This window comes from Streptococcus sp. HMSC073F11 (assembly GCF_001810785.1).
Lineage (GTDB): Bacteria > Bacillota > Bacilli > Lactobacillales > Streptococcaceae > Streptococcus.
Window position 1 is genome coordinate 771,455 of sequence record NZ_KV802690.1, and the last position, 26,836, is coordinate 798,290.

Annotated in this window: 21 protein-coding genes and 3 pseudogenes; 11 read left to right on the plus strand and 13 right to left on the minus strand. The window is 41.1% G+C overall.

What is annotated here, in order from left to right; translation table 11 throughout:
* Window positions 1-89: 89 nt before the first annotated feature.
* From tacF to HMPREF2764_RS05405, 3 genes are read left to right on the plus strand one after another with little or no spacing between them, the layout of a single operon-like run.
* Window positions 90-1,577, plus strand: coding sequence for a type IV teichoic acid flippase TacF (gene tacF, locus HMPREF2764_RS05395; RefSeq protein WP_070527778.1), 1,488 nt, complete (start codon window positions 90-92; stop codon window positions 1,575-1,577).
* A gap of 9 nt (window positions 1,578-1,586) precedes the next feature.
* Window positions 1,587-2,390 carry a LicD family protein gene (locus HMPREF2764_RS05400; protein WP_045597120.1) on the plus strand — a complete coding sequence of 268 codons (804 nt, stop codon included), beginning with the start codon at window positions 1,587-1,589 and terminating at the stop codon, window positions 2,388-2,390.
* A gap of 1 nt (window position 2,391) precedes the next feature.
* The gene (locus HMPREF2764_RS05405) at window positions 2,392-3,201 is read left to right on the plus strand and encodes a LicD family protein (protein ID WP_049501807.1); all 810 of its coding nucleotides are present in this window, start codon (window positions 2,392-2,394) and stop codon (window positions 3,199-3,201) included.
* Between the two features lie 68 nt (window positions 3,202-3,269).
* Here HMPREF2764_RS05405 and carB read toward each other — a convergent pair whose 3' ends face one another.
* The 6 genes from carB to HMPREF2764_RS05435 form a co-directional block, all read right to left on the minus strand.
* Window positions 3,270-6,446, minus strand: coding sequence for a carbamoyl-phosphate synthase large subunit (gene carB, locus HMPREF2764_RS05410; protein ID WP_070527781.1), 3,177 nt, complete (start codon window positions 6,444-6,446; stop codon window positions 3,270-3,272).
* 200 nt (window positions 6,447-6,646) lie between these two features.
* Window positions 6,647-7,726, minus strand: a complete 1,080-nt coding sequence (locus tag HMPREF2764_RS05415) for a carbamoyl phosphate synthase small subunit (protein ID WP_049500415.1) — start codon at window positions 7,724-7,726, stop codon at window positions 6,647-6,649.
* Between the two features lie 49 nt (window positions 7,727-7,775).
* Window positions 7,776-8,699 (minus strand): aspartate carbamoyltransferase catalytic subunit, encoded by a 924-nt coding sequence (locus HMPREF2764_RS05420; RefSeq protein ID WP_033687097.1) that lies wholly within the window; start codon window positions 8,697-8,699, stop codon window positions 7,776-7,778.
* A gap of 18 nt (window positions 8,700-8,717) precedes the next feature.
* A complete protein-coding gene (gene pyrR, locus HMPREF2764_RS05425; protein ID WP_000644747.1) occupies window positions 8,718-9,239 on the minus strand; it encodes a bifunctional pyr operon transcriptional regulator/uracil phosphoribosyltransferase PyrR in 522 nt (173 codons plus the stop codon).
* 210 nt (window positions 9,240-9,449) lie between these two features.
* Entirely contained in the window at window positions 9,450-10,079 is a 630-nt protein-coding gene (gene nth, locus HMPREF2764_RS05430; protein WP_050261485.1) for an endonuclease III, read from the minus strand.
* Window positions 10,079-10,621: a YceD family protein gene (locus tag HMPREF2764_RS05435; protein WP_070527784.1), complete on the minus strand. Its 543-nt coding sequence runs from the start codon at window positions 10,619-10,621 to the stop codon at window positions 10,079-10,081. Before HMPREF2764_RS05435 ends, nth begins: the two co-directional genes overlap by 1 nt.
* Before the next feature lie 168 nt (window positions 10,622-10,789).
* Between HMPREF2764_RS05435 and HMPREF2764_RS05440 the strand changes: the two genes are divergently transcribed.
* Both HMPREF2764_RS05440 and HMPREF2764_RS05445 read left to right on the plus strand, forming a co-directional pair.
* Entirely contained in the window at window positions 10,790-11,119 is a 330-nt protein-coding gene (locus HMPREF2764_RS05440) for a helicase BlpT (protein WP_070527787.1), read from the plus strand.
* Between the two features lie 337 nt (window positions 11,120-11,456).
* Window positions 11,457-13,016 (plus strand): ATP-binding cassette domain-containing protein, encoded by a 1,560-nt coding sequence (locus tag HMPREF2764_RS05445; protein WP_070527791.1) that lies wholly within the window; start codon window positions 11,457-11,459, stop codon window positions 13,014-13,016.
* A 44-nt stretch (window positions 13,017-13,060) separates the two neighbouring features.
* On the opposite strand, the gene htpX is transcribed toward HMPREF2764_RS05445, so the two are convergent.
* Window positions 13,061-13,960: a zinc metalloprotease HtpX gene (gene htpX / locus HMPREF2764_RS05450; RefSeq protein ID WP_070527794.1), complete on the minus strand. Its 900-nt coding sequence runs from the start codon at window positions 13,958-13,960 to the stop codon at window positions 13,061-13,063.
* 1 nt (window position 13,961) lies between these two features.
* The gene (locus tag HMPREF2764_RS05455; RefSeq protein WP_000219828.1) at window positions 13,962-14,522 is read right to left on the minus strand and encodes a LemA family protein; all 561 of its coding nucleotides are present in this window, start codon (window positions 14,520-14,522) and stop codon (window positions 13,962-13,964) included.
* 93 nt (window positions 14,523-14,615) lie between these two features.
* Between HMPREF2764_RS05455 and rsmG the strand changes: the two genes are divergently transcribed.
* On the plus strand, window positions 14,616-15,329 hold the full coding sequence (gene rsmG, locus HMPREF2764_RS05460; RefSeq protein ID WP_070527797.1) for a 16S rRNA (guanine(527)-N(7))-methyltransferase RsmG: 714 nt from the start codon (window positions 14,616-14,618) through the stop codon (window positions 15,327-15,329).
* Window positions 15,330-15,533: 204 nt separating this feature from the next.
* On the plus strand, window positions 15,534-16,817 hold the full coding sequence (locus HMPREF2764_RS05465) for a uracil-xanthine permease family protein (RefSeq protein ID WP_070527900.1): 1,284 nt from the start codon (window positions 15,534-15,536) through the stop codon (window positions 16,815-16,817).
* Between the two features lie 95 nt (window positions 16,818-16,912).
* Here the strand turns inward: HMPREF2764_RS05465 and ffh are convergent, their stop codons facing one another.
* The 3 genes from ffh to HMPREF2764_RS05480 all read right to left on the minus strand — a co-directional run bounded on the left by ffh (window position 16,913) and on the right by HMPREF2764_RS05480 (window position 19,296).
* Window positions 16,913-18,484 carry a signal recognition particle protein gene (gene ffh, locus HMPREF2764_RS05470; protein WP_070527800.1) on the minus strand — a complete coding sequence of 524 codons (1,572 nt, stop codon included), beginning with the start codon at window positions 18,482-18,484 and terminating at the stop codon, window positions 16,913-16,915.
* An 11-nt stretch (window positions 18,485-18,495) separates the two neighbouring features.
* Entirely contained in the window at window positions 18,496-18,828 is a 333-nt protein-coding gene (locus tag HMPREF2764_RS05475; protein ID WP_070527803.1) for a putative DNA-binding protein, read from the minus strand.
* 90 nt (window positions 18,829-18,918) lie between these two features.
* Window positions 18,919-19,296, minus strand: a complete 378-nt coding sequence (locus HMPREF2764_RS05480) for a YwiB family protein (protein ID WP_083306599.1) — start codon at window positions 19,294-19,296, stop codon at window positions 18,919-18,921.
* A gap of 71 nt (window positions 19,297-19,367) precedes the next feature.
* On the opposite strand from HMPREF2764_RS05480, the gene HMPREF2764_RS05485 reads away from it, so the two are divergent.
* Window positions 19,368-20,672: an HD domain-containing protein gene (locus HMPREF2764_RS05485; RefSeq protein ID WP_045607053.1), complete on the plus strand. Its 1,305-nt coding sequence runs from the start codon at window positions 19,368-19,370 to the stop codon at window positions 20,670-20,672.
* A gap of 12 nt (window positions 20,673-20,684) precedes the next feature.
* Window positions 20,685-21,491, plus strand: coding sequence for a sugar-phosphatase (gene yidA, locus HMPREF2764_RS05490; RefSeq protein ID WP_070527808.1), 807 nt, complete (start codon window positions 20,685-20,687; stop codon window positions 21,489-21,491).
* Between the two features lie 53 nt (window positions 21,492-21,544).
* Here the strand turns inward: yidA and HMPREF2764_RS05495 are convergent.
* Window positions 21,545-21,997: pseudogene (locus HMPREF2764_RS05495) on the minus strand (N-acetylmuramoyl-L-alanine amidase family protein); the annotation flags it as partial.
* 283 nt (window positions 21,998-22,280) lie between these two features.
* On the opposite strand from HMPREF2764_RS05495, the pseudogene HMPREF2764_RS10020 reads away from it, so the two are divergent.
* Both HMPREF2764_RS10020 and HMPREF2764_RS05500 read left to right on the plus strand, forming a co-directional pair.
* A pseudogene (locus HMPREF2764_RS10020) lies at window positions 22,281-22,403 on the plus strand (transposase); the annotation flags it as partial.
* A gap of 271 nt (window positions 22,404-22,674) precedes the next feature.
* Window positions 22,675-23,877: pseudogene (locus HMPREF2764_RS05500) on the plus strand (IS110 family transposase).
* A 139-nt stretch (window positions 23,878-24,016) separates the two neighbouring features.
* Here the strand turns inward: HMPREF2764_RS05500 and HMPREF2764_RS05505 are convergent.
* Window positions 24,017-26,821, minus strand: coding sequence for a cation-translocating P-type ATPase (locus HMPREF2764_RS05505; protein WP_070527812.1), 2,805 nt, complete (start codon window positions 26,819-26,821; stop codon window positions 24,017-24,019).
* Window positions 26,822-26,836: the final 15 nt, after the last annotated feature.

Consider the following 26,836-nt stretch of genomic DNA (forward strand, 5'->3'; position numbering starts at 1 on the left):
GTGGTTTGAATTTGATTTTCGAAGAGTATTACTGCCCTTCATTTCTTATTAGCTGACTTTATGATATAATGAAAAACGAGGTAAATTGAATGAAAAGTATAAAATTAAATGCTCTATCTTACATGGGAATTCGTGTCTTAAATATTATTTTTCCCATCTTAACTGGTACCTACGTCGCGCGTGTCTTGGACCGAACTGACTATGGTTACTTTAACTCAGTTGACACTATTTTGTCATTTTTCTTGCCCTTTGCGACTTATGGGGTCTATAACTACGGTTTACGGGCCATCAGTAATGTCAAGGATAACAAAAAAGATCTGAATAGAACCTTCTCCAGTCTTTTTTATTTGTGCATAGCTTGTACGATTTTGACCACCGCTGTCTATATCCTTGCTTATCCTCTCTTCTTTACAGATAATCCAATCGTCAAAAAAGTCTACCTTGTTATGGGGATTCAACTCATTGCCCAGATTTTTTCAATCGAGTGGGTCAATGAAGCACTGGAAAATTACAGTTTTCTTTTTTACAAGACTGCCTTCATCCGTATCCTGATGCTGGTCTCTATTTTCCTGTTTGTCAAAAATGAACACGATATTGTTGTCTATACACTTGTGATGAGTTTATCGACACTGATTAACTATCTGATTAGTTATTTTTGGATTAAAAGAGACATTAAGCTTGTTAAGATTCACATAAGTGATTTTAAACCTCTCTTTCTCCCTCTAACAGCCATGTTGGTCTTTGCCAATGCCAATATGCTCTTCACTTTTTTGGATCGTCTTTTCCTCGTTAAAACAGGGATTGATGTCAATGTTAGTTACTATACCATGGCTCAACGAATTGTGACCGTTATAGCTGGTGTTGTAACAGGAGCTATCGGAGTGAGTGTGCCTCGTCTCAGTTACTATCTAGGAAAAGGCGATAAGGAAGCCTATGTCGCACTTGTTAACAGAGGCAGTCGAATCTTTAACTTCTTTATCATTCCACTGAGTTTTGGACTCATGGTTTTAGGACCAAATGCCATCCTACTTTACGGTAGTGAAAAATATATCGGAGGTGGTATCTTAACCTCTCTCTTCGCTTTTCGTACGATTATCCTGGCCTTAGATACCATTCTTGGTTCCCAAATTCTCTTTACAAATGGCTATGAAAAACGAATCACAGTTTACACAGTCTTTGCTGGGCTACTCAATTTGGGATTAAATAGTCTCCTCTTTTTCAACAATATCGTGGCTCCTGAATACTACTTACTGACAACTATGCTATCAGAGGCCTCTCTACTTGTTTTCTATATCATTTTCATCCATAGAAAACAACTCATCCACTTAGGACATATCTTTAGCTATACTGTTCGATACTCGCTCTTTTCACTTTCCTTTGTAGGAATTTATTTCCTGATTAATTTCTTGTATCCCGTGGATATGGTCATTAATTTGCCATTTTTGATTAATACTGGTTTGATTGTCTTGCTATCAGCCATCTCTTATATTGGTCTACTTGCCTTCACAAAAGATAGCATTTTCTATGAATTTTTAAACCATGTCCTAGCCTTAAAAAATAAATTCAAAAAATCTTAGGAGTATAGAATGAAACAACTAACCATTGAAGATGCCAAACAAATTGAATTAGAAATTTTGGATTATATTGATATTCTCTGTAAAAAGCACAATATCAACTATATTATTAACTACGGTACTCTGATTGGGGCGGTTCGACATGAGGGCTTTATTCCTTGGGACGACGATATTGATCTGTCCATGCCTCGAGAAGACTACCAACGATTTATAAACATTTTTCAAAAGGAGAAAAGCAAATATAAGCTCCTTTCCTTAGAAACTGATAAGAACTACTTTAACAACTTTATCAAAATAACTGACAGTACGACCAAAATTATTGATACTCGGAATACAAAAACATATGAGTCAGGTGTTTTTATCGATATTTTCCCTATGGATCGCTTTGATGATCCTAAGGTCATTGATACTTGTTATAAACTGGAAAGCTTCAAACTTCTGTCTTTCAGTAAACACAAAAATATTGTCTATAAAGATAGCCTTTTAAAAGATTGGATACGAACAGCATTCTGGTTACTCCTTCGACCTGTTTCTCCTCGTTATTTCGCACATAAAATCGAGAAAGAAATTCAAAAATATAGTCGTAAGGATGGGCAGTATATGGCTTTTATCCCTTCTAAATTTAAGGAAAAGGAAGTCTTCCCAAGTGGTACCTTCGATAAAACAATCAATCTTCCCTTTGAAAATTTAAGCCTTCCAGCACCTGAAAAATTTGATACTATTTTGACACAATTTTATGGAGATTATATGACCCTACCACCAGAAGAAAAACGCTTCTACAGTCATGAATTTCACGCTTATAAATTGGAGGATTAGGATGCAGTATTTAGAAAAAGAAGAAATTAAAGAAATCCAACTAGCCCTGCTAGATTATATTGATGAGACTTGTAAAAAACATAATATTCCTTATTTTCTCAGTTATGGAACCATGCTTGGAGCTATCCGCCACAAAGGTATGATTCCTTGGGATGATGATATTGATATTTCTCTCTATCGTGAAGATTATGAACGTTTATTAAAGATTATTGAGGAGGAAAATCACCCTCGCTACAAGGTTCTTTCCTACGATACCTCTTCTTGGTACTTCCATAATTTCGCATCTATTTTGGATACATCTACCGTTATCGAAGACCATGTCAAGTACAAGCGTCATGACACTAGTCTCTTTATCGATGTCTTTCCAATTGATCGCTTTACCGATTTGAGCATTGTCGACAAGAGCTATAAGTATGTGGCCCTTCGTCAACTGGCTTATATAAAAAAATCACGCGCAGTTCACGGTGATAGCAAGTTAAAAGATTTTCTAAGATTATGTAGCTGGTACGCTCTCCGATTTGTCAATCCTCGCTACTTTTACAAGAAAATTGATCAGTTAGTCAAAAATGCTGCAACTAGCAATCCTCAATATGAGGGAGGAATTGGGATTGGTAAGGAAGGAATGAAAGAAGTATTCCCAGTTGATACCTTTAAAGAACTCATCTTAACTGAGTTTGAAGGCCGTATGTTGCCTGTTCCTAAAAAATATGACCAATTTTTAACCCAGATGTATGGGGATTATATGACACCACCATCAAAGGAAATGCAAGAATGGTATAGTCATAGTATTAAAGCTTATCGCAAAAGCTGATTAAGCAGTAGTTTACAAGAAAAAATATAACAAAAAAGAGAAGATTGTTACACCTTCTCTTTTTCTATTTAAATTGCTTCTGTGACAAAACTACGGCTTTCCAATACTTTGAGCATGGCATTTGCTGTGTCTAGTGCTGTAAAGAGTGGCACACCGTGTTCAATGGCTGAACGGCGGATTTGCTCACCATCTTCGTCAGCAGTTCGCTTGGTTCCGACAGTATTGATGATCGCTTGGATTTTTCCTTTACGAACAAAGCTTGGGATATCCTTCTCATCATCACCAATCTTACCAACAGGCTGAGCATGCAGTCCATGGCTAGCAAAGAAGGCTACAGTTCCTTCTGTCGCGAGAATACCGTAACCGATATTTTGGAAACGGCGAGCCAAGTCCAAGGCCTCTTCTTTTGCATCATCAGCGATGGTAAAGACAACATTCCCGAAGGTTGGCAAGTGTAGGTAAGAAGCTTCAAAAGCTTTATAGAGAGCTTTTTCTAGAGTCGTATCAGAGCCCATAACTTCACCTGTTGACTTCATTTCAGGACCGAGCAAGCTGTCTACCTTAGCTAGTTTCGTAAAGGAGAAGACAGGTGCCTTGATATGAACACGAGTACTTTCAGGGTAAAGTCCATCTTGGTAGCCAAGTTCTTCAAGGCTTTGACCAAGAATGAGCTTAGTCGCCACTTGAGCCATAGGAATATTGGTGACCTTAGAAAGGAATGGAACCGTACGGCTAGCACGTGGATTGACTTCAATAACATAGACTTTTTCATCCTTGATGACAAACTGAATATTCATCATTCCGAGACAGTTAAGGCCGATTGCTAGACGTTTGGTATAATCTGCGATGGTTTCTTGCACCTTTTGCGACAAGGTTTGCGGTGGATAGACAGCCATTGAGTCACCTGAGTGGACACCGGCACGTTCGATATGCTCCATGATACCAGGAATGAGTACATTTTTACCATCTGAAATGGCATCAACTTCGCACTCTTGCCCAACAATGTAAGAATCAACAAGAACTGGGTGGTCTGGACTAGCCTTAACAGCCGTACGCATGTAAGAACGAAGGTCTTCTTCGTTTTCTACGATTTCCATAGCACGTCCACCCAAGACATAAGATGGACGAACGAGAACTGGGAAACCAATCTTGCGAGCAGCAAGCACAGCTTCTTCTTCATTGGTGGCTGTTTGTCCTGGTGGCTGTGGAATATCCAAATCTTTGCGGGCTTGTTCAAAGAGGTCACGGTCTTCGGCACGGTCTAGGTCAGCAACTTGTGTACCAAGAATGGTCACACCTGCCTTTGCCAATGGCTCCGCAAGGTTGATGGCTGTTTGACCACCAAACTGAACGATAACACCTTTTGGTTGCTCCAAGTCGATAACATTCATGACATCTTCGAATGTCAATGGTTCAAAGTATAGCTTATCAGACACAGAGAAGTCCGTAGAAACGGTCTCTGGGTTTGAGTTCATGATAATAGCTTCATAGCCAGCAGCCTGAATAGCCTTAACCGAGTGAACGGTAGCGTAGTCAAATTCAACCCCTTGACCGATACGGATTGGACCTGAACCTAGGACAAGTACAGATTCCTTGTCAGACTTGATAGATTCATTCTCCCAACCATAAGTTGAATAGAAATATGGTGTTTCAGAGTCAAATTCTGCCGCACAAGTATCTACCATCTTATAAACTGGAACAATCTTGCTTTCCAAACGAAGCTGGCGAACTTGGTCAGCTGTCGTTTCCCATAGTTCAGCAATCTTACGGTCTGAGAAACCATTTAGTTTTGCTGTTTTCAAGACTTCTAGATCTTGTGGATGGGCACCTAATTCTTGCTCAATTTCAAAGATATGCAAGAGTTTATCCAGATAGAAGATATCAATCTTAGTCAATTCAGCAATTTCTTCTGGTGTGTAACCACGGCGAATAGCTTCTGACACATAGAAGAGACGGTCATCCTGGGCTTTGACAACTTTTTCAATCAAGGCATCATCCGAAACCGCTGCAAGTTCAGGCATTTCATTGTGGTGCACACCAATTTCAAGGGAGCGACAAGCTTTAAGGAGAGATTCCTCGATGTTACGACCAATCGCCATTACTTCCCCAGTCGCCTTCATCTGGGTACCAAGACGGCGCTCACCCTTTTCAAACTTGTCAAATGGGAAACGCGGAATCTTGGCAACCACATAGTCAAGGGCTGGCTCAAACATGGCATAGGTTGAACCTGTAACTGGGTTGATCACCTCATCTAAGGTCAAACCTACGGCAATCTTAGCAGCCAATTTGGCAATTGGGTAACCTGTCGCCTTTGAAGCAAGGGCTGAAGAACGCGATACACGAGGGTTTACTTCAATGACATAGTACTTGAAGCTGTGTGGGTCAAGGGCCAACTGAACGTTACATCCACCTTCAATCTTGAGGGCACGAATAATGCTCAAGCTAGCGTCACGAAGCATTTGGTTTTCATAGTCTGACATGGTTTGAGCAGGGGCAAATACAATGGAATCTCCTGTATGAATCCCAACTGGGTCAAAGTTTTCCATGTTACAAACAACCAAAGCATTGTCAGCTGAGTCACGCATAACTTCGTATTCGATTTCCTTGAAACCTGCAATCGAACGTTCAATCAAACATTGGGTCACAGGTGACAATTTCAATCCATTTTCAGCGATTTCACGCAATTCTTCCTCATTAGCACACATTCCACCACCAGTACCACCAAGTGTAAAGGCTGGACGAACGATGACTGGGTAGCCAATTGTTGCTGCAAAGGCAACAGCTTCTTCAACAGTGTTTACAATTTCAGATTCTGGAATGGGTTGTTCCAATTCTTCCATCAATTGTTTAAAGAGGTCACGATCCTCCGCTTGGTCAATAGCAGATAATTTAGTTCCCAGAAGTTCAACACCAAGCTCATCAAGGATACCATTTTTAGATAATTCCATGGCCATGTTGAGACCTGTCTGACCACCGAGTGTTGGTAGCAAGGCATCTGGACGTTCCTTGCGAAGAATTCGTGTCACAAACTCAAGTGTAATCGGTTCAATATAAACCTTATCAGCAATTTCCTTGTCCGTCATGATAGTTGCAGGATTTGAGTTAACCAAAACAACCTCATAACCTTCCTCTTTCAAAGACAAGCAAGCCTGGGTCCCAGCGTAGTCAAACTCAGCAGCTTGACCAATAATAATCGGACCAGAACCAATCACCATAATTTTTTGAATATCAGTACGTTTAGGCATAGTTTATGATACAAAGCCCGTAAAGAACACAGTGAAAATAGGAAACTCGGTGCAGATGCCTTCAGCGTCAAGACGATGTTTATCTTTTTCACACAGTTCTTAGGGCGTGTTCACTTCCGCGAACAATGTATCTTCTCCTTTCTATTCGTCGCCTCACAGAGCGACATTAAATAAATTCTCCGACGAGGTTTTACTCGTTCTTAGTTTGATCGTTTAAAAGCTTCCATCATCTCGATAAACTCGTCAAATAGGTAACTTGCATCGTGTGGACCAGGGGCTGCATCTGGGTGGTATTGAACAGAGAAAGCCGGTTGGTATCTGTGACGTACACCTTCAACTGACTTGTCATTGATTTCTTCATGGGTAATGATCAAGTGCTCTGGCAAATCCTCACGGCTAACTGCATAACCATGGTTTTGACTTGTAAAATCCACACGTCCTGTAGCAATTTCACGTACCGCATGGTTGAATCCACGGTGACCAAACTTCATCTTGTAAGTCTTTGCCCCGTTTGCCATTGCAAAGAGTTGGTGCCCCATACAAATACCAAAGATTGGAATCTTTCCTTGCACGCCTCGAATCATATCGAGTGCCTGTGGAACATCTTCTGGGTTACCTGGACCGTTTGACAACATAACTCCGTCAGGATTGAGATGGAGAATTTCTTCAGCCGTTGTCGAATAAGGAACAACCGTCACGTTACAGTTACGTTTAGAAAGTTCACGTAGGATTGAGTGCTTGAGACCAAAGTCCACTAGAACCACGCTCAAACCAACTCCTGGAGCTGGATAGGATGTTTTAGTAGAAACCTGCTTGATATTATCCGTCGGCAAGACTGTCGCTTGGAGCTGATCCGTCACATGGTCCATACTGTCTCCAACATGAGTCAAGGTTGCACGCATAGTACCATGCTTACGGATAATCTTGGTAAGTGCACGCGTATCAATCCCTGAAATACCAGGAATTTTCTTGGCTTTCAAAAATTCATCCAGCGTCATTTGATTTCGCCAATTACTTGCTCTACGTGCTTCTTCGAAAACAACGACTCCCTTACAAGTTGGAATAATGGATTCGTAGTCATCACGGTTAATTCCATAATTTCCTACCAAAGGATAAGTAAAGGTCAAGATTTGTCCATTATAAGACTGGTCTGTAATGGATTCTTGGTAGCCAGTCATACCTGTATTAAAGACGATTTCGCCTGTTACATCAATATCTGCTCCGAAGGCCTTGCCTTCAAAAACTGTGCCATCTTCTAATACTAGAAGTCTTTTTGTCATATTTTCACCTCTCGTGGACGCTCACTGGCGTCTTTTAACGTCTTGTGTTTTAGTTGGCGTTTCTACTCGCCAGTACGGATTCTAAGATTGCCATTCGAACAAAGACACCATTGGTCATTTGTTGGACAATCCGTGATTTTGGTGCTTCAACCAAGTGATCTGCGATTTCTACATCACGATTGACTGGAGCTGGGTGCATGAGGATTGCTGTTTCTTTCAAACGGTCATAACGTTCTTGAGTCAAGCCATGTTGGGCATGGTAATCTTCTTTTGAAAAGACAGCTCCACTATCATGGCGTTCATGTTGCACACGGAGAAACATCATGACATCCACCTGATCAATGATTTCATCAATGGTTACAAACTGTCCATAGTCTGCAAACTCTTGACTTCTCCATTCCTCAGGTCCAGCGAAAAAGAGTTCAGCTCCCAAGCGTTTCAAAATCTGCATATTGGATTTGGCAACACGTGAGTGGTCCAAGTCACCTGCAATCGCAACCTTAAGACCCTCAAAGTGACCAAATTCCTCATAAATAGTCATCAAATCAAGCAAGCTCTGGCTAGGGTGTTGGCCCGAACCATCTCCACCATTGATGATGGAAGTCGTAATCGTGGGACTAGCAATCAACTCTCTGTAGTAGTCAACCTCTGGGTGGCGAATCACACAGACATCCACTCCTAGTGCAGATAGGGTCAGGATAGTATCATAAAGTGTTTCACCCTTATTGACCGAACTAGTCTTCACATCAAAGTCAAGTCGCTCCAATCCCAGTTTAATCTCTGCAACTTCAAAGGACTTATGCGTCCGTGTAGAATCCTCAAAGAAAAGATTGGAAACAATCGGATGGTCTTCATAAGGAAGCTGAGCTCCGTTTTTAAACTCAATTCCTCGCTTGATCAATTTCATGACTTGATCGACAGTGAGGTCTTCCATGGACACCACATGGTTCAATGCTTGTTGATTTTCTGACATGGCTACTCCTTTAGCTTTCTAAGCTTCTTCAGTAATCAGAACTCTGTCTTGGCCATCAAGTTCTGCCATCTCTACGATGATTTCTTCAGAACGACTAGTTGGAATATTTTTTCCAACGTAATCTGGACGGATTGGCAATTCTCTATGTCCACGATCGACTAGAACTGCTAAACTCACGCGCGCAGGACGACCATGACCTACAATATTATCAATAGCAGCACGGATGGTTCGACCTGTATAGAGCACATCATCCACCAAGATAACTTCTCGGTCTGTCACATCGACAGAAACCAAAGAAGTATCTTCTCCACTTTTAACATCATCACGGAAAGGTTTAGTATCCAATTCCACAACAGGAACTGAAAGATTTTCTAGCTGCTCCAAACGTTCTTGGATACGGTGGGCGATAAAGACACCACGAGTTTTAATACCAGCCAAGACGATTTTATTCAAATCTTTGTTGCGTTCGATAATCTCATAAGTAATACGCGTAATCGCTCGTTTGACGGTCAATTCGTCTACAACTTCTTTTGCCTTCATGACAAACCTCCAAAAAGAAAAGTCTCCTTAAACAAGGAGACTTGAAATGTATAGCCAAGCAAGCCCTACTGCAAACAGTATAGACTTCACCCTTCTACTTTATCGCGCTCCTTGCCTGCCTCACGGGACAGGTTTAAAGGAATATTTAATTATCAATTACTATAGCACAAAGCGAGCCTAAAATCAAGCAAAAACTTTTGAGTCCCCATCTTATAAATTGCTAAAATCATATAATTGTGGGTACTGGTCACACTCTGGATTTTTAGGATGACAAATAGCTCTTCCAAAATAAATCATGGCCTGATGGGCAGCTAACCACTGCTCCGGTGGCAAGATATCCATGACCCGCTTTTCCACCTCAAGCGGTGTCGCTGATTTTTTGACGATATTGTGGTGTTTGCAAATACGCTCCACATGAGTATCCACTGCAAAGGCTGGAATCCCAAAGCCCACACTCATGACAACATTGGCTGTCTTGCGACCAACACCTGCAAGACTTTCCAATTTCTCACGTGTTTGAGGGACTTGACCATCAAAATCATCTAGTAACTGTTGGGCACATTTTTTAAGGAATTTAGCCTTATTTCGATACAGTCCTAGGCGAGAAATGTGTGAGGCAATTTCACTTTCTGTTGCAACAGACATGGCTTGTGGCGTTGGAAAGGCAGCAAAGAGACCTGGAGTGGCCTTATTTACCGCTGCATCCGTTGTCTGGGCTGACAACATGACCGCAACCAAAAGTTCAAAATGATTGGTGAAATCAAGACTGGGCTTGGCATCTGGAAAAAGAGCAATGATTTCTTCTAGCACCTTTCGTGCGCGTTTTTTTGACAAGACCATTATTCGTCTCCGTCAAATAGTCCTTGTAAGCCAGCAAAAGGACTGTTTTCTTCTTTCTTAACGGCTTGTTGAGCTTGGTATTCTTCTTCTGTCATGATTTGCCAGTCATTTCCTGAAACAAATCCTTGACCCGCTTCTTCTTCAGCCGTCAAGACCTTGATAGGAATGTTTAGTAGGATATTGTCTGACACGCTCTCAGCAAGATTAAGTTCTCCATTTTCGATAGGCAGGACCAAATCATCATCTAAAACTTCTTGATCTAGCAGATTAGTTGCCCCTTCCATGAAAACTTCCGTTACTGGATAAGATTCAACTAACTCAACTGGCTCCATACTGCGACTTGAAGCAAGAACAATGGTATAAGATAGTTGATAATCTAAGAAATACATACGGTCTTCATACTGTACTTTCCCAACTGCAAGGATATCTTTTACATCTAAAATTTCTTGATTACGTGCACGCAGATCGGCTGCTAGGTCTAACGTTTGTTCAAAATGCAAGCCTTCAGATTGCTTACGAATTTCTTGAATATTTAATTTCATACTTCCTCCATAAAGATTTACTCTCTTGATTATACCATGAAAAGCCTACAAATCAGCCCACCAAACTTTGTAATTAAAATTCGATTTTTTAACATATTTACTATTATATTTTTGGTTTTTAGTGCTATACTATAGGCAATAATACATCAGAGCAAGGAGGATGCTCACATGGAAGATAAAGAACTCATTACTAATGCAACCCAACTCCTATCCGAGTTAAATAAAATTTTCCAAAGCTGCAAACAGGGTATGGCAGATGATATTCGACTACAAGAGCTACTAAACACTACTCTGCAAGAGCTCAAAAAAGCGGAAAAGTTGGACAACAGTATCTTAATTGACCTTGAGAAATTTTACCAACGTACCAGTCTTCTGATAGGTCTCGGTAGCCTAAAATTAAACGACCAAGCACGCACCGCTTGGCGAAACTATGACAAGTTCCATTACGAGCATATCAAACACGTACTGACTCTCTATGGACCTGTTTTCGGATTTTAGAGATTAGAATTGTCAGTTTTCTGTTGACAAAATTTCCTTAAAGGTATAGGATAAAGATACTAATACTCGGAGGTAAGGGAGACATGAACAACTAAGTCTATCAAATAAAGAAACTTTATTTAGTAGATCTTGTTTTTGTCTCTTTTTGTGTGCTCTTTTCATACTAGATTTTCTAGTATCTTATCCTCATTGAAAATCAAAAAACTAGAAGGCTAACCATCTGCTCCTCTTGAGTTGGATTAGGCAACTCCAAGCTAGTTTGACGAGTTTTTCAACGAGGATAATAGAGTTTTGACAGTGACTTTGGGCTCTACTAGATAAAGTAGAGCTTTTTGTTATGCACTATCGACATTCTAGAAAGGGCAACAATATGATAAAAATCAATCATCTGACCATCACACAAAACAAAGATTTACGAGACCTTGTATCTGACTTAAGCATGACTATCCAAGACGGGGAAAAGGTTGCTATTATTGGTGAAGAAGGAAATGGAAAGTCAACTTTGCTGCGAGCTTTAATGGGAGAAGCATTGCCTGATTTCACTATCAGGGGTGACATTCAATCTGATTATCAATCACTAGCTTACATTCCTCAAAAACTCCCCGAGAAGCTGAAAAAGAAAAGTCTACACGACTACTTCTTTTTAGATTCTATTGATTTAGACTACAGTGTCCTCTATCGTTTAGCTGAGGAATTGCATTTTGATAGCGATCGCTTTGCTAGTGACCAAGAGATCGGGAGCCTCTCGGGGGGCGAAGCTTTGAAAATTCAGCTCATCCATGAGTTAGCCAAACCCTTTGAGATTCTATTTTTAGATGAACCTTCAAATGACCTAGACCTTGAGACAGTTGATTGGCTAAAAAGTCAGATTCGAAAGATTAGGCAAACCGTTATTTTTATTTCCCATGATGAAGACTTTCTTTCTGAAACGGCTGATACTATTGTCCACTTGCTACTGGTCAAGCACCGTAAAGAAGCAGAAACACTAGTAGAGCATTTAGACTATGATAGCTATAGCGACCAGAGAAAGGCTAATTTTATCAAACAAAGTCAGCAGGCTGCTAACGACCAAAGAGCCTATAACAAAACCATGGAAAAGCATCGGCGCGTCAAGCAAAATGTAGAAACTGCCCTTCGAGCTACTAAAGATAGTACTGCCGGTCGCCTATTGGCTAAAAAGATGAAAAATGTTCTCTCTCAAGAAAAACGCTTTGAAAAGACAGCTCAGTCCATGATCCAAAAGCCACTTGAAGAGGAAGAAATCAAACTTTTCTTCTCAGACATCCAACCATTACCTGCTTCTAAAGTTTTAATCCAACTGGAAAAAGAAAATTTGTCCATTGGCGACCGAGTTTTGGTTCAAGAACTACGACTAACTGTCCGTGGCCAAGAAAAAATCGGTATTATCGGCCCAAATGGTATTGGAAAATCGACTCTGTTAGCCAAGTTTCAACAACTGCTTAGCGCCAAAAGAGAAATTTCGCTTGGTTTTATGCCACAAGATTACCACAAAAAACTGCAATTGGATTTATCACCACTAGCCTATCTCCGCAAAACTGGGGAAAAAGAGGAACTACAGAAAATCCAATCTCACTTAGCCAGTCTCAATTTCAGTTATCCAGAAATGCAGCATCAAATTCGCTCCTTATCTGGCGGACAACAGGGTAAACTCCTGCTTTTGGATTTAGTCTTGCGCAAACCAAACTTTCTCCTGCTAGATGAACCCACACGAAACTTTTCTCCCACTTCTCAACCCCAAATTAGAAAACTCTTTGCCACCTATCCAGGCGGTCTCATTACTGTTTCACATGACCGTCGTTTCTTAAAAGATGTCTGTTCAATCATCTATCGCTTAACAGAACACGGTCTGGAGGTAGTTAATTTAGAAGATTTATAAATTTGCAACATAGTAAAAATCCAGAGACGACCTCTGGATTCTTTTTACATATGTTTTAAACGTTCAATCCGTTCTGAAATAGGTGGGTGGGTATAAAAGAGTTTTTGGAACCCTCCACCTTTCTTAGGATCATTGATATAAAGTGCACTGCTGGCATCATCGACAGGGCGACTCATCGGTTTACTATTATCCAACTTACGTAGAGCATTAATCATCCCTTGAGGATTGCGAGTCAACTCGACACTGGAAGCATCAGCTAGAAATTCCCTCTGACGAGAAATAGCTAGTTGCACCAAGGTTGCAGCGAGAGGTGCCAGTACAATAGCTAGTAGTGAGACCACTAGCATAATGATTTCAAGACCATTTCCATCTCGGTCATCGTCACTTCGTCTGCGACCTGATCCACCCCACCACATCATACGACCTGCCATACTAGAAAGCATGGTGATAGCACTAGCAAGGGCAACAGCAATAGTCGAAATGCGGATATCGTAATTACGAATATGACTGACTTCATGTCCCATAACAGCTTCTAGTTCTTCACGATTCATGATAGCTAGGAGACCTGACGTCGCAGCAACCGCCGCATTTTGAGGGTTAGAACCTGTCGCAAAGGCATTTAAGGCTGGATCATCAATGATGAAAATACGAGGCATAGGAATCTGAGCCACCATAGCCATATCTTCCACTACATGGTAGAGGTCTGGTGCCGTTTGCTCATCCACCTCACGCGCCCCATTCATGGACATGACGATCTCTGTCGATTGAAAAATCATGGACAAGGCATAGATAAAGCCGATAATCAGTGCGATAACCAAACCACCAAGCCCAGATCGCATAAAGAGGTAGCCAACCGCATAGCCAACAAGAGCTAAGAGTAGGAAAAATACCAGCAACAAAATCCAGGTTCTTCGTTTATTGCTTGCAATTTGATCAAACAACATCTTAGTCACCTAAACCGCTAAAATCAACTTTAGGAACTGCCTTTTCCTCTTCTGGTGTTTGAAGGAAATCTGCTGCTTTAAATCCAAACATCCCAGCGATAATATTGCTTGGGAAAGTTTCTAATTTTACATTGTAGTTGCTGACAACACTGTTGTAGAGTTGACGAGAGTAAGAAATTTTATTTTCTGTATTTGTCAACTCCTCTTGCAATTTAACAAAGTTTGCACTAGCTTTCAAATCTGGATAGCTTTCTGCAACTGCAAAAATACCTGAAACCTGACGAGTAAGTGCATCACTAGCTTTCATAGCTTCTGCTGGTGAAGTCGCTGCCGCCACTTGGTTACGTAGTTCTGCCACCTTTTCAAGGGTAGAACCTTCATATTTGGCATAACCTTTTACAGTCTCAATCAAGTTTGGCAAGAGATCATTTCGACGTTTCAACTGAACATCAATCTGACTCCAAGCCTCCTTTGTTTGCATACGATTCTTAACCAAACCGTTATAGCTAACAATCACAAAAATAACAACAAGAGCGATAACTCCAAGAATAATCCAAGTCATTATATAAGTCCTTTCTGCTTTTAGATTAGTACCAGTATATCAAATTTTTAATGATTGTGGTAAAATAAGATGATACTAAAGAAGGAAATAACTATGAAACCAGAAACATTTTACAACTTGCTTGCCGAGCAATATCTTCCACTTTCGGACCAGCAAAAAAAACAATTTGAACGCTATTTTGAGCTCTTGGTCGAGTGGAATGAAAAGATTAATCTAACAGCTATTACAGACAAGGAAGAAGTTTATCTCAAACATTTTTACGATTCGATTGCACCCATTCTGCAAGGCTTGATTCCCAATGAAACTATCAAACTTCTTGACATCGGTGCTGGGGCAGGATTTCCTAGTCTGCCGATGAAAATTCTCTATCCTCAGCTTGATGTGACTATCATTGATTCGCTCAATAAGCGCATCAACTTCCTCCAACTGTTGGCTCAAGAACTGGATTTGGACGGTGTCCATTTCTACCATGGACGTGCCGAAGACTTGGCCCAAGACAAAAACTTCCGTGCTCAATATGATTTTGTAACGGCTCGTGCGGTTGCCCGTATGCAAGTCCTATCTGAATTAACTATTCCCTACCTTAAAGTTGGCGGAAAACTATTGGCACTCAAGGCCAGTAATGCTCCTGAGGAGTTGTTAGAAGCTAAGAATGCCCTCAACCTCCTTTTTAGTAAGGTCGAAGACAATCTCAGCTACGCCCTACCAAATGGAGATCCGCGTTATATCACAGTGGTGGAAAAGAAAAAAGAAACACCAAATAAATATCCAAGAAAGGCTGGCATGCCCAACAAACGCCCGCTTTAAATTTTTTAGTAAAAAAATATTTACAAAGTTCGGAATTTCTGCTATACTATCACAAGCAAAGGTTTTTAATGTCATCCCGTGAGGTGACGAAGACACAGAAATATTTAAAACTCTTTAAAGTCTAGATTTTAGAGAAGTCTTACTCTGAGGGCCTATTGCTGTAAAATAATGGGCTCTTTTTTGATGCCCAAAAGTGAGGTTTATATGAAACAAGAATCAACTGTTGATTTGTTACTAGACGTTGACCAACGTCCTTCGGCTGGAAAAGGAATTCTCCTTAGTTTCCAACACGTTTTCGCCATGTTCGGTGCGACCATCTTGGTACCCTTGATTTTGGGAATGCCTGTATCTGTTGCCCTTTTTGCTTCAGGTGTCGGGACACTCATCTATATGATTTCAACTGGATTTAAAGTTCCAGTTTATCTAGGTTCTTCTTTTGCCTTTATCACAGCAATGTCACTGGCTATGAAAGAAATGGGTGGTGATGTATCTGCTGCTCAAACAGGAGTTATCTTGACTGGTTTGGTCTATGTCCTTGTGGCTGCAGGTGTTCGTTTTGCAGGTACAAAATGGATTGATAAACTCTTGCCACCAATCATCATCGGACCTATGATCATCGTTATCGGTCTGGGACTTGCAGGTTCAGCTGTTACCAATGCTGGTCTTGTAGCTGACGGGAATTGGAAAAATGCTCTTGTAGCAGTTGTTACTTTCTTGATTGCTGCCTTTATCAATACAAAAGGAAAAGGCTTCCTACGAATCATTCCATTCCTCTTTGCCATTATCGGTGGTTACCTCTTCGCACTAACTCTTGGCTTGGTTGACTTTACACCAGTTCTTAAAGCCAACTGGTTCGAGATTCCTGGTTTCTACTTGCCATTTAATACAGGCGGTGCCTTTAAAGAATACAATCTTTACTTCGGTCCAGAAACCATCGCTATCTTGCCAATCGCTATCGTAACAATTTCTGAACATATCGGAGACCATACTGTTTTGGGTCAAATCTGTGGCCGTCAATTCTTGAAAGAACCAGGTCTTCACCGTACTCTTCTTGGTGACGGTATCGCAACTTCAGTTTCTGCCTTCCTTGGTGGACCAGCCAATACAACTTATGGAGAAAATACAGGGGTTATCGGTATGACTCGTATCGCTTCTGTCTCAGTTATCCGTAACGCTGCCTTCATCGCGATTGCCCTTAGCTTCCTTGGTAAATTCACTGCCTTGATTTCAACTATTCCAAACGCTGTACTTGGTGGTATGTCAATCCTTCTCTATGGAGTTATCGCCAGCAACGGTTTGAAGGTCTTGATTAAAGAACGTGTTGATTTCGCTCAAATGCGCAACCTCATCATCGCAAGTGCCATGTTGGTACTTGGACTTGGAGGAGCTATCCTTAAACTCGGTCCAGTTACCCTTTCAGGAACTGCCCTATCAGCCATGACAGGAATCATCTTGAACTTAATCTTGCCATACGAAAATAAAGACTAAGAGTCTAAACACATCAAAAAACGAGCATTTCCAATTACGGAAGTGCTCGTTTTTCTTCTTTCTAAAAAAGGAAAGCCCTGCGGCCTTCCTTTGTCTTACTTGCGTTTCTTCTTCGCTTTTTTCATTTTGTTAGCCATTCGTTTCATGGACTGTTTCATAGCAAATTCACCAATTTTACCTTTGAGTCCGCCACCAAACATCTGGCTCATATCTGGCATTCCTGCCCCTCCGAGAGCTGACAAATCAGGCATCCCACCTTGTCCCATCATTCCTTCAAGGGCAGACATATCCATTCCTCCCATATTTGGCATATTTTTAGGAAGGTTGTTTGGATTGATTCCCATTTGCTTCATCATCTTGTTCATATCCCCAGACATGACACCCTGCATGAGCTGTTTAGCCTGGTTAAAGTCTTTGATGAATCTATTGACTTCTACAAAGGTATTTCCAGAACCCGCAGCGATACGACGGCGGCGGCTTGGATTTAACAAATCTGGATTTTCACGTTCTTCAGGTGTCATTGAAGACACAATAGCACGTTTACGAGCAATCTGACTCTCATCCACCTTCATATTTTGAAGGGCTGGATTGTTAGCCATACCTGGAATCATCTTGAGCAAGTCTTCCATTGGCCCCATGTTTTGCACCTGATCCAACTGATCAATGAAATCATTGAAATCAAAGGTGTTTTCACGCATCTTCTCAGCCATTTCAAGGGCTTTTTGCTCATCGTATTCCTGAGAAGCTTTCTCAATCAGAGTGAGCATATCCCCCATACCAAGGATACGGCTAGACATGCGGTCTGGGTGGAAGGTTTCAATGTCCGTAATCTTTTCACCTGTACCAGTAAACTTGATTGGTTTTCCAGTAATGTGACGAACAGATAGAGCAGCACCACCACGAGTGTCCCCATCAATCTTAGTAAGGATAACCCCAGTCACTTCCAACTGAGCATTAAACTCACGCGCAACATTGGCAGCTTCTTGACCAATCATGGCATCAACGACGAGCAGAATTTCGTTTGGTTGAGCCAATGCTTTTACGTCACGAAGTTCATTCATCAAAAGCTCATCAATCTGCAAACGCCCTGCCGTATCAATCAAGACATAATCATTATGGTTGGCTTGGGCTTGTTCCAAACCTTGACGGACAATCTCAACAGCTGGAACCTCTGTTCCAAGTGCGAAGACAGGCACATCAATCTGTTGACCCAGAGTTTTCAACTGGTCAATGGCCGCAGGACGGTAAATATCCGCTGCAATCATCAAAGGACGTGCATTTTCTTCCTTCTTGAGTTTGTTAGCTAGTTTACCAGCAAAGGTTGTTTTACCAGCCCCTTGCAAACCGACCATCATGATGATTGTAGGAATCTTAGGTGACTTGATAATCTCTGCTGTATCAGAACCTAAAACGGCTGTCAGTTCCTCATCAACGATTTTAATAATCTGTTGCGCAGGATTAAGGGTATCAATGACCTCATGCCCGACTGCACGCTCACGAACTTTCTTGATAAAGTCCTTTACAACAGGCAATGCAACGTCGGCCTCAAGCAAGGCCAAGCGAATTTCTTTGGTTGCCTCTTGGACATCAGATTCAGAGATTTTTCCTTTTTTACGTAGATTTTTAAAGACGTTCTGCAAACGTTCTGTTAAACTTTCAAATGCCATTTTTCTTCCTCTTATTCTCTATTATCAATGCTTGTTAAAATTTCTATCTGCTCCTGCAGAAAATCATCCTTGGGATAGCGCTCCAAAATCTGGTCAAAAATCTGACTGCGGACAATGTAGTCCGAGTACATGTGCAATTTCATCTCATAATCTTCCAGAGTCTTTTCTGTCCGCTTGATATTATCATAGACAGCCTGACGACTGACACCAAACTCCTCGGCAATCTCAGCAAGGCTGTAATCATCAGCGTAGTAGAGCTCTATATAATTCATTTGCTTGTCTGTCAAAAGCGCCGCATAAAATTCAAAGAGCGCATTCATACGATTGGTTTTTTCGATTTCCATAACTTTTATTATACCAAAAAATAGCCTAATCTACCACATTAGCAGTCCAATCCAAGAAGATAGCTGGCTAAATTTGAAAAAAACAAGAGACTAGCCCCAAGTAATTTCCAATTGATAGCTGGCAAAGGGATGTCCCTCTTGATTTTGTAGTTGATAATCTAGTTCAATCTTTTGCCCATCAACTTGATAATGGCTCGTTTGGATGATAAACTCCTGCATGCCCATAGGTGTAGGAATATAGGCTAAACTATCACTATCCTTTAGAAAGCGCATAATGGTCTTGGGATTGGAAAATCGGCTCATCACAAGTTCTTGACCATGAAATTTAATCACCACTTTTTCCTCTTCCTCATTGTAGAAAAGCAAATAGCTATAATCTCCCTTTTCATGCACTTCCACGTCATAAAGTTGGTCAATCACTTCCAACTGCTCATCAAACTGAATCGTATTTCGCATCCGAATCTTCACATCAGGTCCTCTTTCTTATCTCTTGTCCTACTATTTTACCAAAAACTCTAGCTTTTTGCTATAATGGTCATATGAACGAAAAAGTATTCCGTGACCCAGTTCACAACTACATCCATGTCAATAATCAAATCATCTATGACTTGATTAATACAAAAGAATTTCAGCGTTTGCGTCGTATCAAACAACTGGGAACTTCCAGTTACACCTTCCACGGTGGAGAACACAGTCGCTTCTCTCACTGTCTAGGAGTCTATGAAATTGCACGACGCATCACGGAGATTTTTGAAGAAAAATATCCTGAAGAATGGAATCCTGCCGAGTCTCTCTTGACCATGACCGCTGCTCTCCTACATGACCTTGGGCATGGTGCCTACTCCCATACTTTTGAACATCTCTTTGATACAGACCACGAAGCCATTACTCAGGAGATTATTCAAAGTCCTGAAACGGAGATTCACCAAGTCCTGCTACAAGTGGCGCCAGATTTTCCAGAAAAGGTAGCCAGTGTCATCGACCATACCTATCCTAACAAGCAGGTCGTGCAACTCATTTCTAGCCAGATTGATGCAGACCGCATGGACTATCTCTTGCGTGACTCCTATTTTACAGGAGCATCCTATGGAGAATTTGACCTGACTCGAATCCTCCGAGTCATTCGCCCTGTCGAAAATGGTATCGCCTTTCAGCGCAATGGCATGCACGCCATCGAAGACTACGTCCTCAGTCGCTACCAGATGTATATGCAGGTCTATTTCCACCCAGCAACACGAGCCATGGAAGTTCTCCTGCAGAATCTCCTCAAACGCGCCAAGGAACTCTATCCTGAGGACAAGGACTTCTTTGCACGAACTTCTCCACATCTCCTGCCATTCTTTGAAAAAAATGTGACCTTGTCTGACTATCTAGCTCTGGATGATGGTGTGATGAATACCTACTTCCAGCTCTGGATGACCAGTCCTGACAAGATTCTCGCAGATTTGTCGCAACGCTTTGTCAACCGCAAGGTCTTTAAATCCATTACCTTTTCACAAGAAGACCAAGACCAACTTGCTAGCATGAGAAAATTGGTTGAGGACATTGGCTTTGATCCCGACTACTATACTGCTATTCATAAGAACTTTGACCTCCCTTATGATATTTATCGTCCCGAATCTGAAAATCCACGGACACAGATTGAGATTTTACAAAAAAATGGAGAACTGGCCGAACTCTCTAGCCTGTCTCCTATCGTCCAATCCCTTGCTGGCAGTCGCCACGGAGATAATCGTTTCTATTTTCCAAAAGAAATGTTGGACCAAAACAGTATCTTCGCTAGCATCACCCAGCAATTTTTACACTTGATTGAGAACGATCATTTTACCCCAAATAAAAACTAGAAGAGGAAATTTATGAGTATTAAACTAATCGCCGTCGATATCGACGGAACCCTAGTCAATAGCCAAAAGGAGATTACTCCTGAAGTCTTTTCTGCCATCCAAGATGCAAAAGAATCTGGTGTCAAAGTCGTCATTGCAACTGGCCGCCCTATCGCAGGTGTTGCCAAACTTCTGGACGACTTGCATCTGAGAGACGAGGGCGACTATGTTGTAACCTTCAACGGTGCCCTTGTCCAAGAAACTGCTACAGGTCATGAGATTATCAGCGAATCCTTGACCTATGAGGATTATCTGGATATGGAATTTCTCAGTCGTAAGCTTGGTGTTCACATGCACGCCATTACCAAGGATGGAATCTACACTGCAAATCGCAATATCGGAAAATATACAGTGCACGAATCAACCCTCGTCAGCATGCCCATCTTCTACCGCACACCTGAAGAAATGGCGGGCAAGGAAATCGTCAAATGTATGTTCATCGATGAACCAGAGATTCTGGATGCTGCGATTGAAAAAATCCCAGCAGAATTTTACGAACGCTACTCTATCAACAAATCTGCTCCTTTCTACCTAGAACTCCTTAAAAAGAATGTAGACAAGGGCTCAGCCATCACTCACTTAGCTGAAAAACTCGGATTAACCAAAGATGAAACCATGGCCATCGGGGACGAAGAAAATGACCGCGCCATGCTGGAAGTCGTGGGCAATCCCGTTGTCATGGAAAATGGAAACCCAGAACTCAAAAAAATCGCCAAATACATCACTAAAACAAATGACGAATCTGGCGTAGCCCATGCTATTCGTACATGGGTACTGTAAAAGGAAAGAATAGACGAAAACCGCTCGGCTGAGCGGTTTTTGATATCTAATTACTGCCCCCCATCGATAACGAAGTAACCACTCTTAGCGTCATCTGAATAAACATCATCAACTACCTTAGTAGACCATATCTTCACTTCGTTTCCACTCTTAGCATCTACTACAATATCTCCACGACATCCATAGGGGATATAAAAGTGCAAGAAACGTCCCTTATCTTCAGTTTTAGATACAGTTCTTTCCTCAGCTAAGAAGTTAGTATTTTGCTTTTCTCCATTTAAACTAACTGTCCATTCGATTTCGCTAGTACTAGGCAGATCTAATACTTTAATATTTACTTCGTATCCATTATTAATCTTACTGACTTTCCCATTCTCGTATCGAATACCGCCCTTGATAACCCATTCTTCTTTAAGCTCAAATGCCTTTCCTGAATGAGGGAAAGCTAGTAAAGCTAAACCTGCTAGAGACAAACTAAATAGTGTAATTTTTTTTGATACTTTCATTTTATTTCCTCCTTATTTCTTGAATAAAACAAATTGACTGTTATCTGGATAAACTTCAATATGCTGTTTAGAATTTTGTTTCAAAACTTGTTCACGAGAGTATGTATACAATTCATTTAACGTGATTCTGTGATTATAATTTTGATCTGCTGCTAAATATGCTTGTGAATTCTGTAGAGGATTCCATCCTGAACCTAAAGACCAATATTTAGTCGCTAAACTTAATGATCCACCACTAGAGTATTCCGAACCTCTTGATGAGCATAATACTAAAAATTTAGAGCTTATTAAACTTATCAAGCGTAATGCCTTTGGTTTTCGGAACTTTGAAAACTTTAAGAAACGAATTTTCATCGCTCTGAATATAAAAATGGAGAGAAGGACGATCGTCCTCTCCAGATGTTAGCTTTTTTCAACCCACTACAGTTGACAAACATACTAAGATTAGTAGTGAAGAAATTTCCGACGGGAGAGAGTATTCACTACTTTTTCTTTATGTTAAAGTAGTGGTGTCTTGTAAAGTCGTAGGGCTCTATGGCGCTAGACGTCGCTTGACAAACTGGCAAAACACCTTGTTTTAGGTGGAGTTTGATCAAAGTATGTGGGACGCTAAACGTCGCGTATTGAAAATAAAATCACTAAAACATGGAATTATTCAAGACAAAAGAGGTAATGTCATGCGTGCAGTATTTCGAATTGATGTCAGCAAAACAAGTTCTGAGGTGGCAATTTTAGTCAACGGTGAGAAGGTTCATGGCTACACCATACTCAATGATGCCTTTGGTTTCAATCGCCTATTGGGCGACTTGAAAACAGTTCATAACCCTGAGATTATATTTGAGGCCACAGGCGTCTATTCTCGACGTCTTCAGGCCTTTCTTGAGGAATGCGGTTACGCTTATACACGGCTAAATCCACTGGAAGCTAAGAAGCAATTAGACAGTCTGCGAGTTCGTAAAACAGATAAAATTGACGCTGAAAAGTTGGCTAAATCTCAGCTTGTGCACAATCGTAAACCAACTTACGTTCAGGAAGAAGTTTATCAACACCTGCGTGATTTAAGCCGTTTCTATCAAAATATGACTGAAGACATTGTTAGAGCTAAAAACCGTCTGCACAAGGTTCTACAAGTCACCTTTCCTGAATTGGAAAATCTCTTATCTACACCAACTGGATAGCAATATTGGAACTTAGTGATGGCTTTTCCATGTAAGGAGTTTGTATTAAACCTATCTCAAAGTGACTTGTATGAGATTATCCGTCAATCTACCTCCAAACGCATCTCTGAAAAGCGTATTGCTTACCTGACTGATAAACTTATAAAACTCGCTAAACAATCTTTTTGTGCGGTCAAGAAAATCTCCCCAATGCTTGAAGAGGTTCGTTACTATGCTCAAGAATTGCTTCGTCTTTCTGAACGCAGACAAGTTGTCTTAAACGACATGGTAGCTCTAGCTCAGCCTTTACCAGAGTATGACATCTTACGGTCAATTCCTGGCATCGCAGAAACCACAGCGACATCTATCATTGGCGAATTAGGAGATATTCGGCGCTTTCAGTCTACTAATCAAATCAACGCTTTTATTGGCATTGACCTAAGACACTATGAATCTGGGAACTTTCTCGCTAAGGAACACATCACTAAACGAGGTAATCCCTATGCCAGAAAAATCTTGTTCAAGTGCATTCACAACATCGCTTCAGCTAGTCATACCAATCCCTGTCATATCGCTGACTTTTATGAGAATCGAAAAAGACAATCGACAATAGCTTCAACTAAGCCACATACGATTGCCTCTATACATCGTCTTATCAGAACAATGTATTACCTCATTACGCATAACAAACTTTACGATTATTCTTTGACCCAAAATCGATAAGGCTGTCTATGCCGTATTATTGTAACACCTTGTTTTAAAAAATACCAGATGAGGTGTTTTTTAGCATGCCCTTTTATAGATCAAAAAGTGTTAAAAATAAGACAGTAACCTCAGAATAGCTACTGTCTTATCTCTTTTTTTAATTAAAGCCTTGATAGACTTGACAAATGGTAGAAAATAAGCGATATCTGATTTCTTCCAAAGCCATAATAACAAAGGGACAAGCAAGTAAATAGAGCCAATCATCAAGTCCAATTGGGGCTGTGTTAAATAGCGTGTGGAAGAGCGGTAGATAAGATAGGATAATAAAGAGAACAATTTCTAGAACAATTCCTAAGCTAATAATCCTATTAGCAAAAAGTTTAACTTGGAATATAGAGCCCCTACCCTTACGGCTATTCATGGCCATACCAATCTGAGTAAAGATAATCGCTCCCAAAGTCATGGTGGTTGCCTCTCGATAGAGGGGACCTGAGCTAGCCAGATGGTTCAAATTTCCTTGATTTACCCAATAATTAAGGAAGAAAGCACCCATAGCCAAGGTTGCTTCAATCAATCCATACCAGACAAAAGCTTTAAGCAATAGTTGGCGATTAAGTAAGCGGTCCGATAAACGTCTTGGTGGCTTGTCCATCACTCCTTCTTCAGGTGGTTCAACCCCCAATCCCAAAGCAGGTACCATATCTGTTCCTAAGTCAATAGCTAGGATTTGCATAACGGTTAAAGGAAGAGGAATGCGCCCCAAAGAGAACAAGAAGAAGGCAGATGGTACAGCTTCCGGTGTATTGGAATTAAAAATATAGGTCAGGAATTTTTGAATATTTCGATAAACAGCACGTCCCTCTTCAACAGCATGGACAATAGAAGCAAAGTGATCATCCGTTAAAATCATATCGGCAGATTCCTTGGCGACGTCAGTTCCGGATATTCCCATAGCTACCCCGATATCAGCCTTTTTCAGAGCAGGGGCATCATTTACTCCATCACCAGTAACAGCAACAACTTCATCAAGTTCCTGAAGTGCATTGACTACACGATATTTTTGTTCAGGGGCTACACGGGCAAAAACAATCTCGCCTTTAAGCGCTTCTTTAAGCTGATCGTCATCCATGTCAGCCAGTTCAAGTCCTGAAACAACACGCGCATCATCACCCTGCACAATTCCGATTTTCTTGGCAATACTAAGAGCCGTCAAGCCATAGTCACCTGTAACCATGATAATACGAATATTAGCTCGGTGACATTTTGCAATAGCTTCACGTACACCCTGACGTGGGGGATCACTCATGGCAACAAGACCCAGAAAAACCATATTTTCTTCCAAAGTCTGCATATCCCACTTGTCTTCTCCAATATGATCACTTTCTAAGGGTCTATAAGCCACAGCTAAAACACGCAAGCCGTCACGAGCAAATTTATCGTTAGCAGCAAGAATAGCCTGACGTTCTGCAGCAGTCATAGATTTGATTGCCCCTTGACCATCATAATAGTCTGAGCAAAGTTCCATCACTTCTTTAGGCGCACCCTTAGTGATGGAAATATGGTGACTGCCATCTAGACCTTTTTCGAGACTATGTACCGTTGTCATTCGTTTACGATCAGAATCAAAGGGAATTTCTTTGATACGAGGAGCCCAAGCGTGATTTTCATTTAAATTAATCCCTGCTTTTTCGGCTAAAACATTAAGACAAGCCTCAGTCGGATCACCTAAAATCGTATAATTGGGATTATCAGCACTAGGTTCCACAACCTGTGCATTACTAGCCAAATGAGAAAAGCGAACCAAACGATTCACGAGGTCATTCTCCTTCAGAGAAACAGGGCGGCCATCCTTCTCAATATGCCCTTCTGGTGCATAACCTAGTCCAGTTACCTCATAATTACCTGACAAGGTCCATAAATGATTAACTGTCATGGCGTTTTGAGTTAGGGTCCCTGTTTTATCTGAGCAAATAACAGAGGTCGCTCCAAGAGTCTCAACCGAAGACAACTTCTTAACCAAAGCATGATCCTTAGCCATGCGCTGAACGGCCATGGCTAGAGATAGGGTAACCGTGGGAAGAAGCCCCTCAGGAATAAAGGCAACAATCATACCCAGGGCAAAGATAAAGGATTGAGACAAAGGTTGGTGAACAAATAGGGTTGCTGCAACCATAAAGAAGAGACCAATAGAGACTGCAATTACTGAAATTTGCTTGGTCAAATGATCTAATTCTTTCTGAAGAGGGCTTTTTTCCTGAGTAAGGTTTTGTGTCAAATCTGCAATTTGTCCAAACTCTGTTTCCATTCCGATAGCAGATACTATAAAACACCCAGACCCAGAAGAAACTGTAGTTCCAGCAAACACCATATTGTCATATTCTAACTCGGTTTTTTCAGGATCTAAATCCGCTTGGTCTGACTTGTAAATAGGGTTAGACTCACCAGTAAGAGCAGACTGATTAACCCGCAAATCTGTCACAGCAATCAAGCGTCCATCTGCAGAAATACGGTCTCCTTCTTCAATGAAAACCAAGTCCCCTGGCACCAAGTCCTGAGCAAGAATCTTATCTTCCTTCCCATCCCGAAGAACCCGTGTGTAAGATGGAAGAAGCTTATTAAGGGCTGCCGTAGCCTGACTTGCTCTATATTCTTGAATAAAACTAAAGAGACCATTAATAATGTTGACCAACCAGATAGCAATCCCCAACTCTAGACTATGAGAAAGCATAGCGATAAAGCCACCAACCCACAATAAGAGGGCCATGAGACTGGTAAAATGTCTGACAAAAGTCAACCAAATAGGTTCTTGTTTACTCTCCTTTAATTGGTTAGGCCCGTAAGTCGCCTGCCTTTTCTGGACTTCTTGTGAGTTTAAGCCTTGAGGACTTGTTTGCAACACCTGATAAACCTGATCAGGGGCACAGGTCCCTAATTTAGCACCTTTCTGACTAGAATTACTCATAATCCTTTCCTCGAT

What these genes read in the sequence shown, in the direction of transcription:
- HMPREF2764_RS05435 (WP_070527784.1), bottom strand. Translation starts at nt 10,621, where the DNA reads ATGAAATTAAATATTCAAGAAATTCGTAAGCAATCTGAAGGCTTGCAT.
- pyrR (WP_000644747.1), bottom strand. Translation starts at nt 9,239, where the DNA reads ATGAAGGCAAAAGAAGTTGTAGACGAATTGACCGTCAAACGAGCGATT.
- HMPREF2764_RS05405 (WP_049501807.1), top strand. Translation starts at nt 2,392, where the DNA reads ATGCAGTATTTAGAAAAAGAAGAAATTAAAGAAATCCAACTAGCCCTG.
- carB (WP_070527781.1), bottom strand. Translation starts at nt 6,446, where the DNA reads ATGCCTAAACGTACTGATATTCAAAAAATTATGGTGATTGGTTCTGGT.
- HMPREF2764_RS05400 (WP_045597120.1), top strand. Translation starts at nt 1,587, where the DNA reads ATGAAACAACTAACCATTGAAGATGCCAAACAAATTGAATTAGAAATT.
- yidA (WP_070527808.1), top strand. Translation starts at nt 20,685, where the DNA reads ATGAGTATTAAACTAATCGCCGTCGATATCGACGGAACCCTAGTCAAT.
- nth (WP_050261485.1), bottom strand. Translation starts at nt 10,079, where the DNA reads ATGGTCTTGTCAAAAAAACGCGCACGAAAGGTGCTAGAAGAAATCATT.
- HMPREF2764_RS05455 (WP_000219828.1), bottom strand. Translation starts at nt 14,522, where the DNA reads ATGACTTGGATTATTCTTGGAGTTATCGCTCTTGTTGTTATTTTTGTG.
- HMPREF2764_RS05505 (WP_070527812.1), bottom strand. Translation starts at nt 26,821, where the DNA reads ATGAGTAATTCTAGTCAGAAAGGTGCTAAATTAGGGACCTGTGCCCCT.
- tacF (WP_070527778.1), top strand. Translation starts at nt 90, where the DNA reads ATGAAAAGTATAAAATTAAATGCTCTATCTTACATGGGAATTCGTGTC.
- HMPREF2764_RS05465 (WP_070527900.1), top strand. Translation starts at nt 15,534, where the DNA reads ATGAAACAAGAATCAACTGTTGATTTGTTACTAGACGTTGACCAACGT.
- HMPREF2764_RS05420 (WP_033687097.1), bottom strand. Translation starts at nt 8,699, where the DNA reads ATGTCAGAAAATCAACAAGCATTGAACCATGTGGTGTCCATGGAAGAC.
- ffh (WP_070527800.1), bottom strand. Translation starts at nt 18,484, where the DNA reads ATGGCATTTGAAAGTTTAACAGAACGTTTGCAGAACGTCTTTAAAAAT.
- htpX (WP_070527794.1), bottom strand. Translation starts at nt 13,960, where the DNA reads ATGTTGTTTGATCAAATTGCAAGCAATAAACGAAGAACCTGGATTTTG.
- HMPREF2764_RS05475 (WP_070527803.1), bottom strand. Translation starts at nt 18,828, where the DNA reads ATGGAAATCGAAAAAACCAATCGTATGAATGCGCTCTTTGAATTTTAT.
- HMPREF2764_RS05485 (WP_045607053.1), top strand. Translation starts at nt 19,368, where the DNA reads ATGAACGAAAAAGTATTCCGTGACCCAGTTCACAACTACATCCATGTC.
- HMPREF2764_RS05445 (WP_070527791.1), top strand. Translation starts at nt 11,457, where the DNA reads ATGCACTATCGACATTCTAGAAAGGGCAACAATATGATAAAAATCAAT.
- HMPREF2764_RS05415 (WP_049500415.1), bottom strand. Translation starts at nt 7,726, where the DNA reads ATGACAAAAAGACTTCTAGTATTAGAAGATGGCACAGTTTTTGAAGGC.
- rsmG (WP_070527797.1), top strand. Translation starts at nt 14,616, where the DNA reads ATGAAACCAGAAACATTTTACAACTTGCTTGCCGAGCAATATCTTCCA.
- HMPREF2764_RS05440 (WP_070527787.1), top strand. Translation starts at nt 10,790, where the DNA reads ATGGAAGATAAAGAACTCATTACTAATGCAACCCAACTCCTATCCGAG.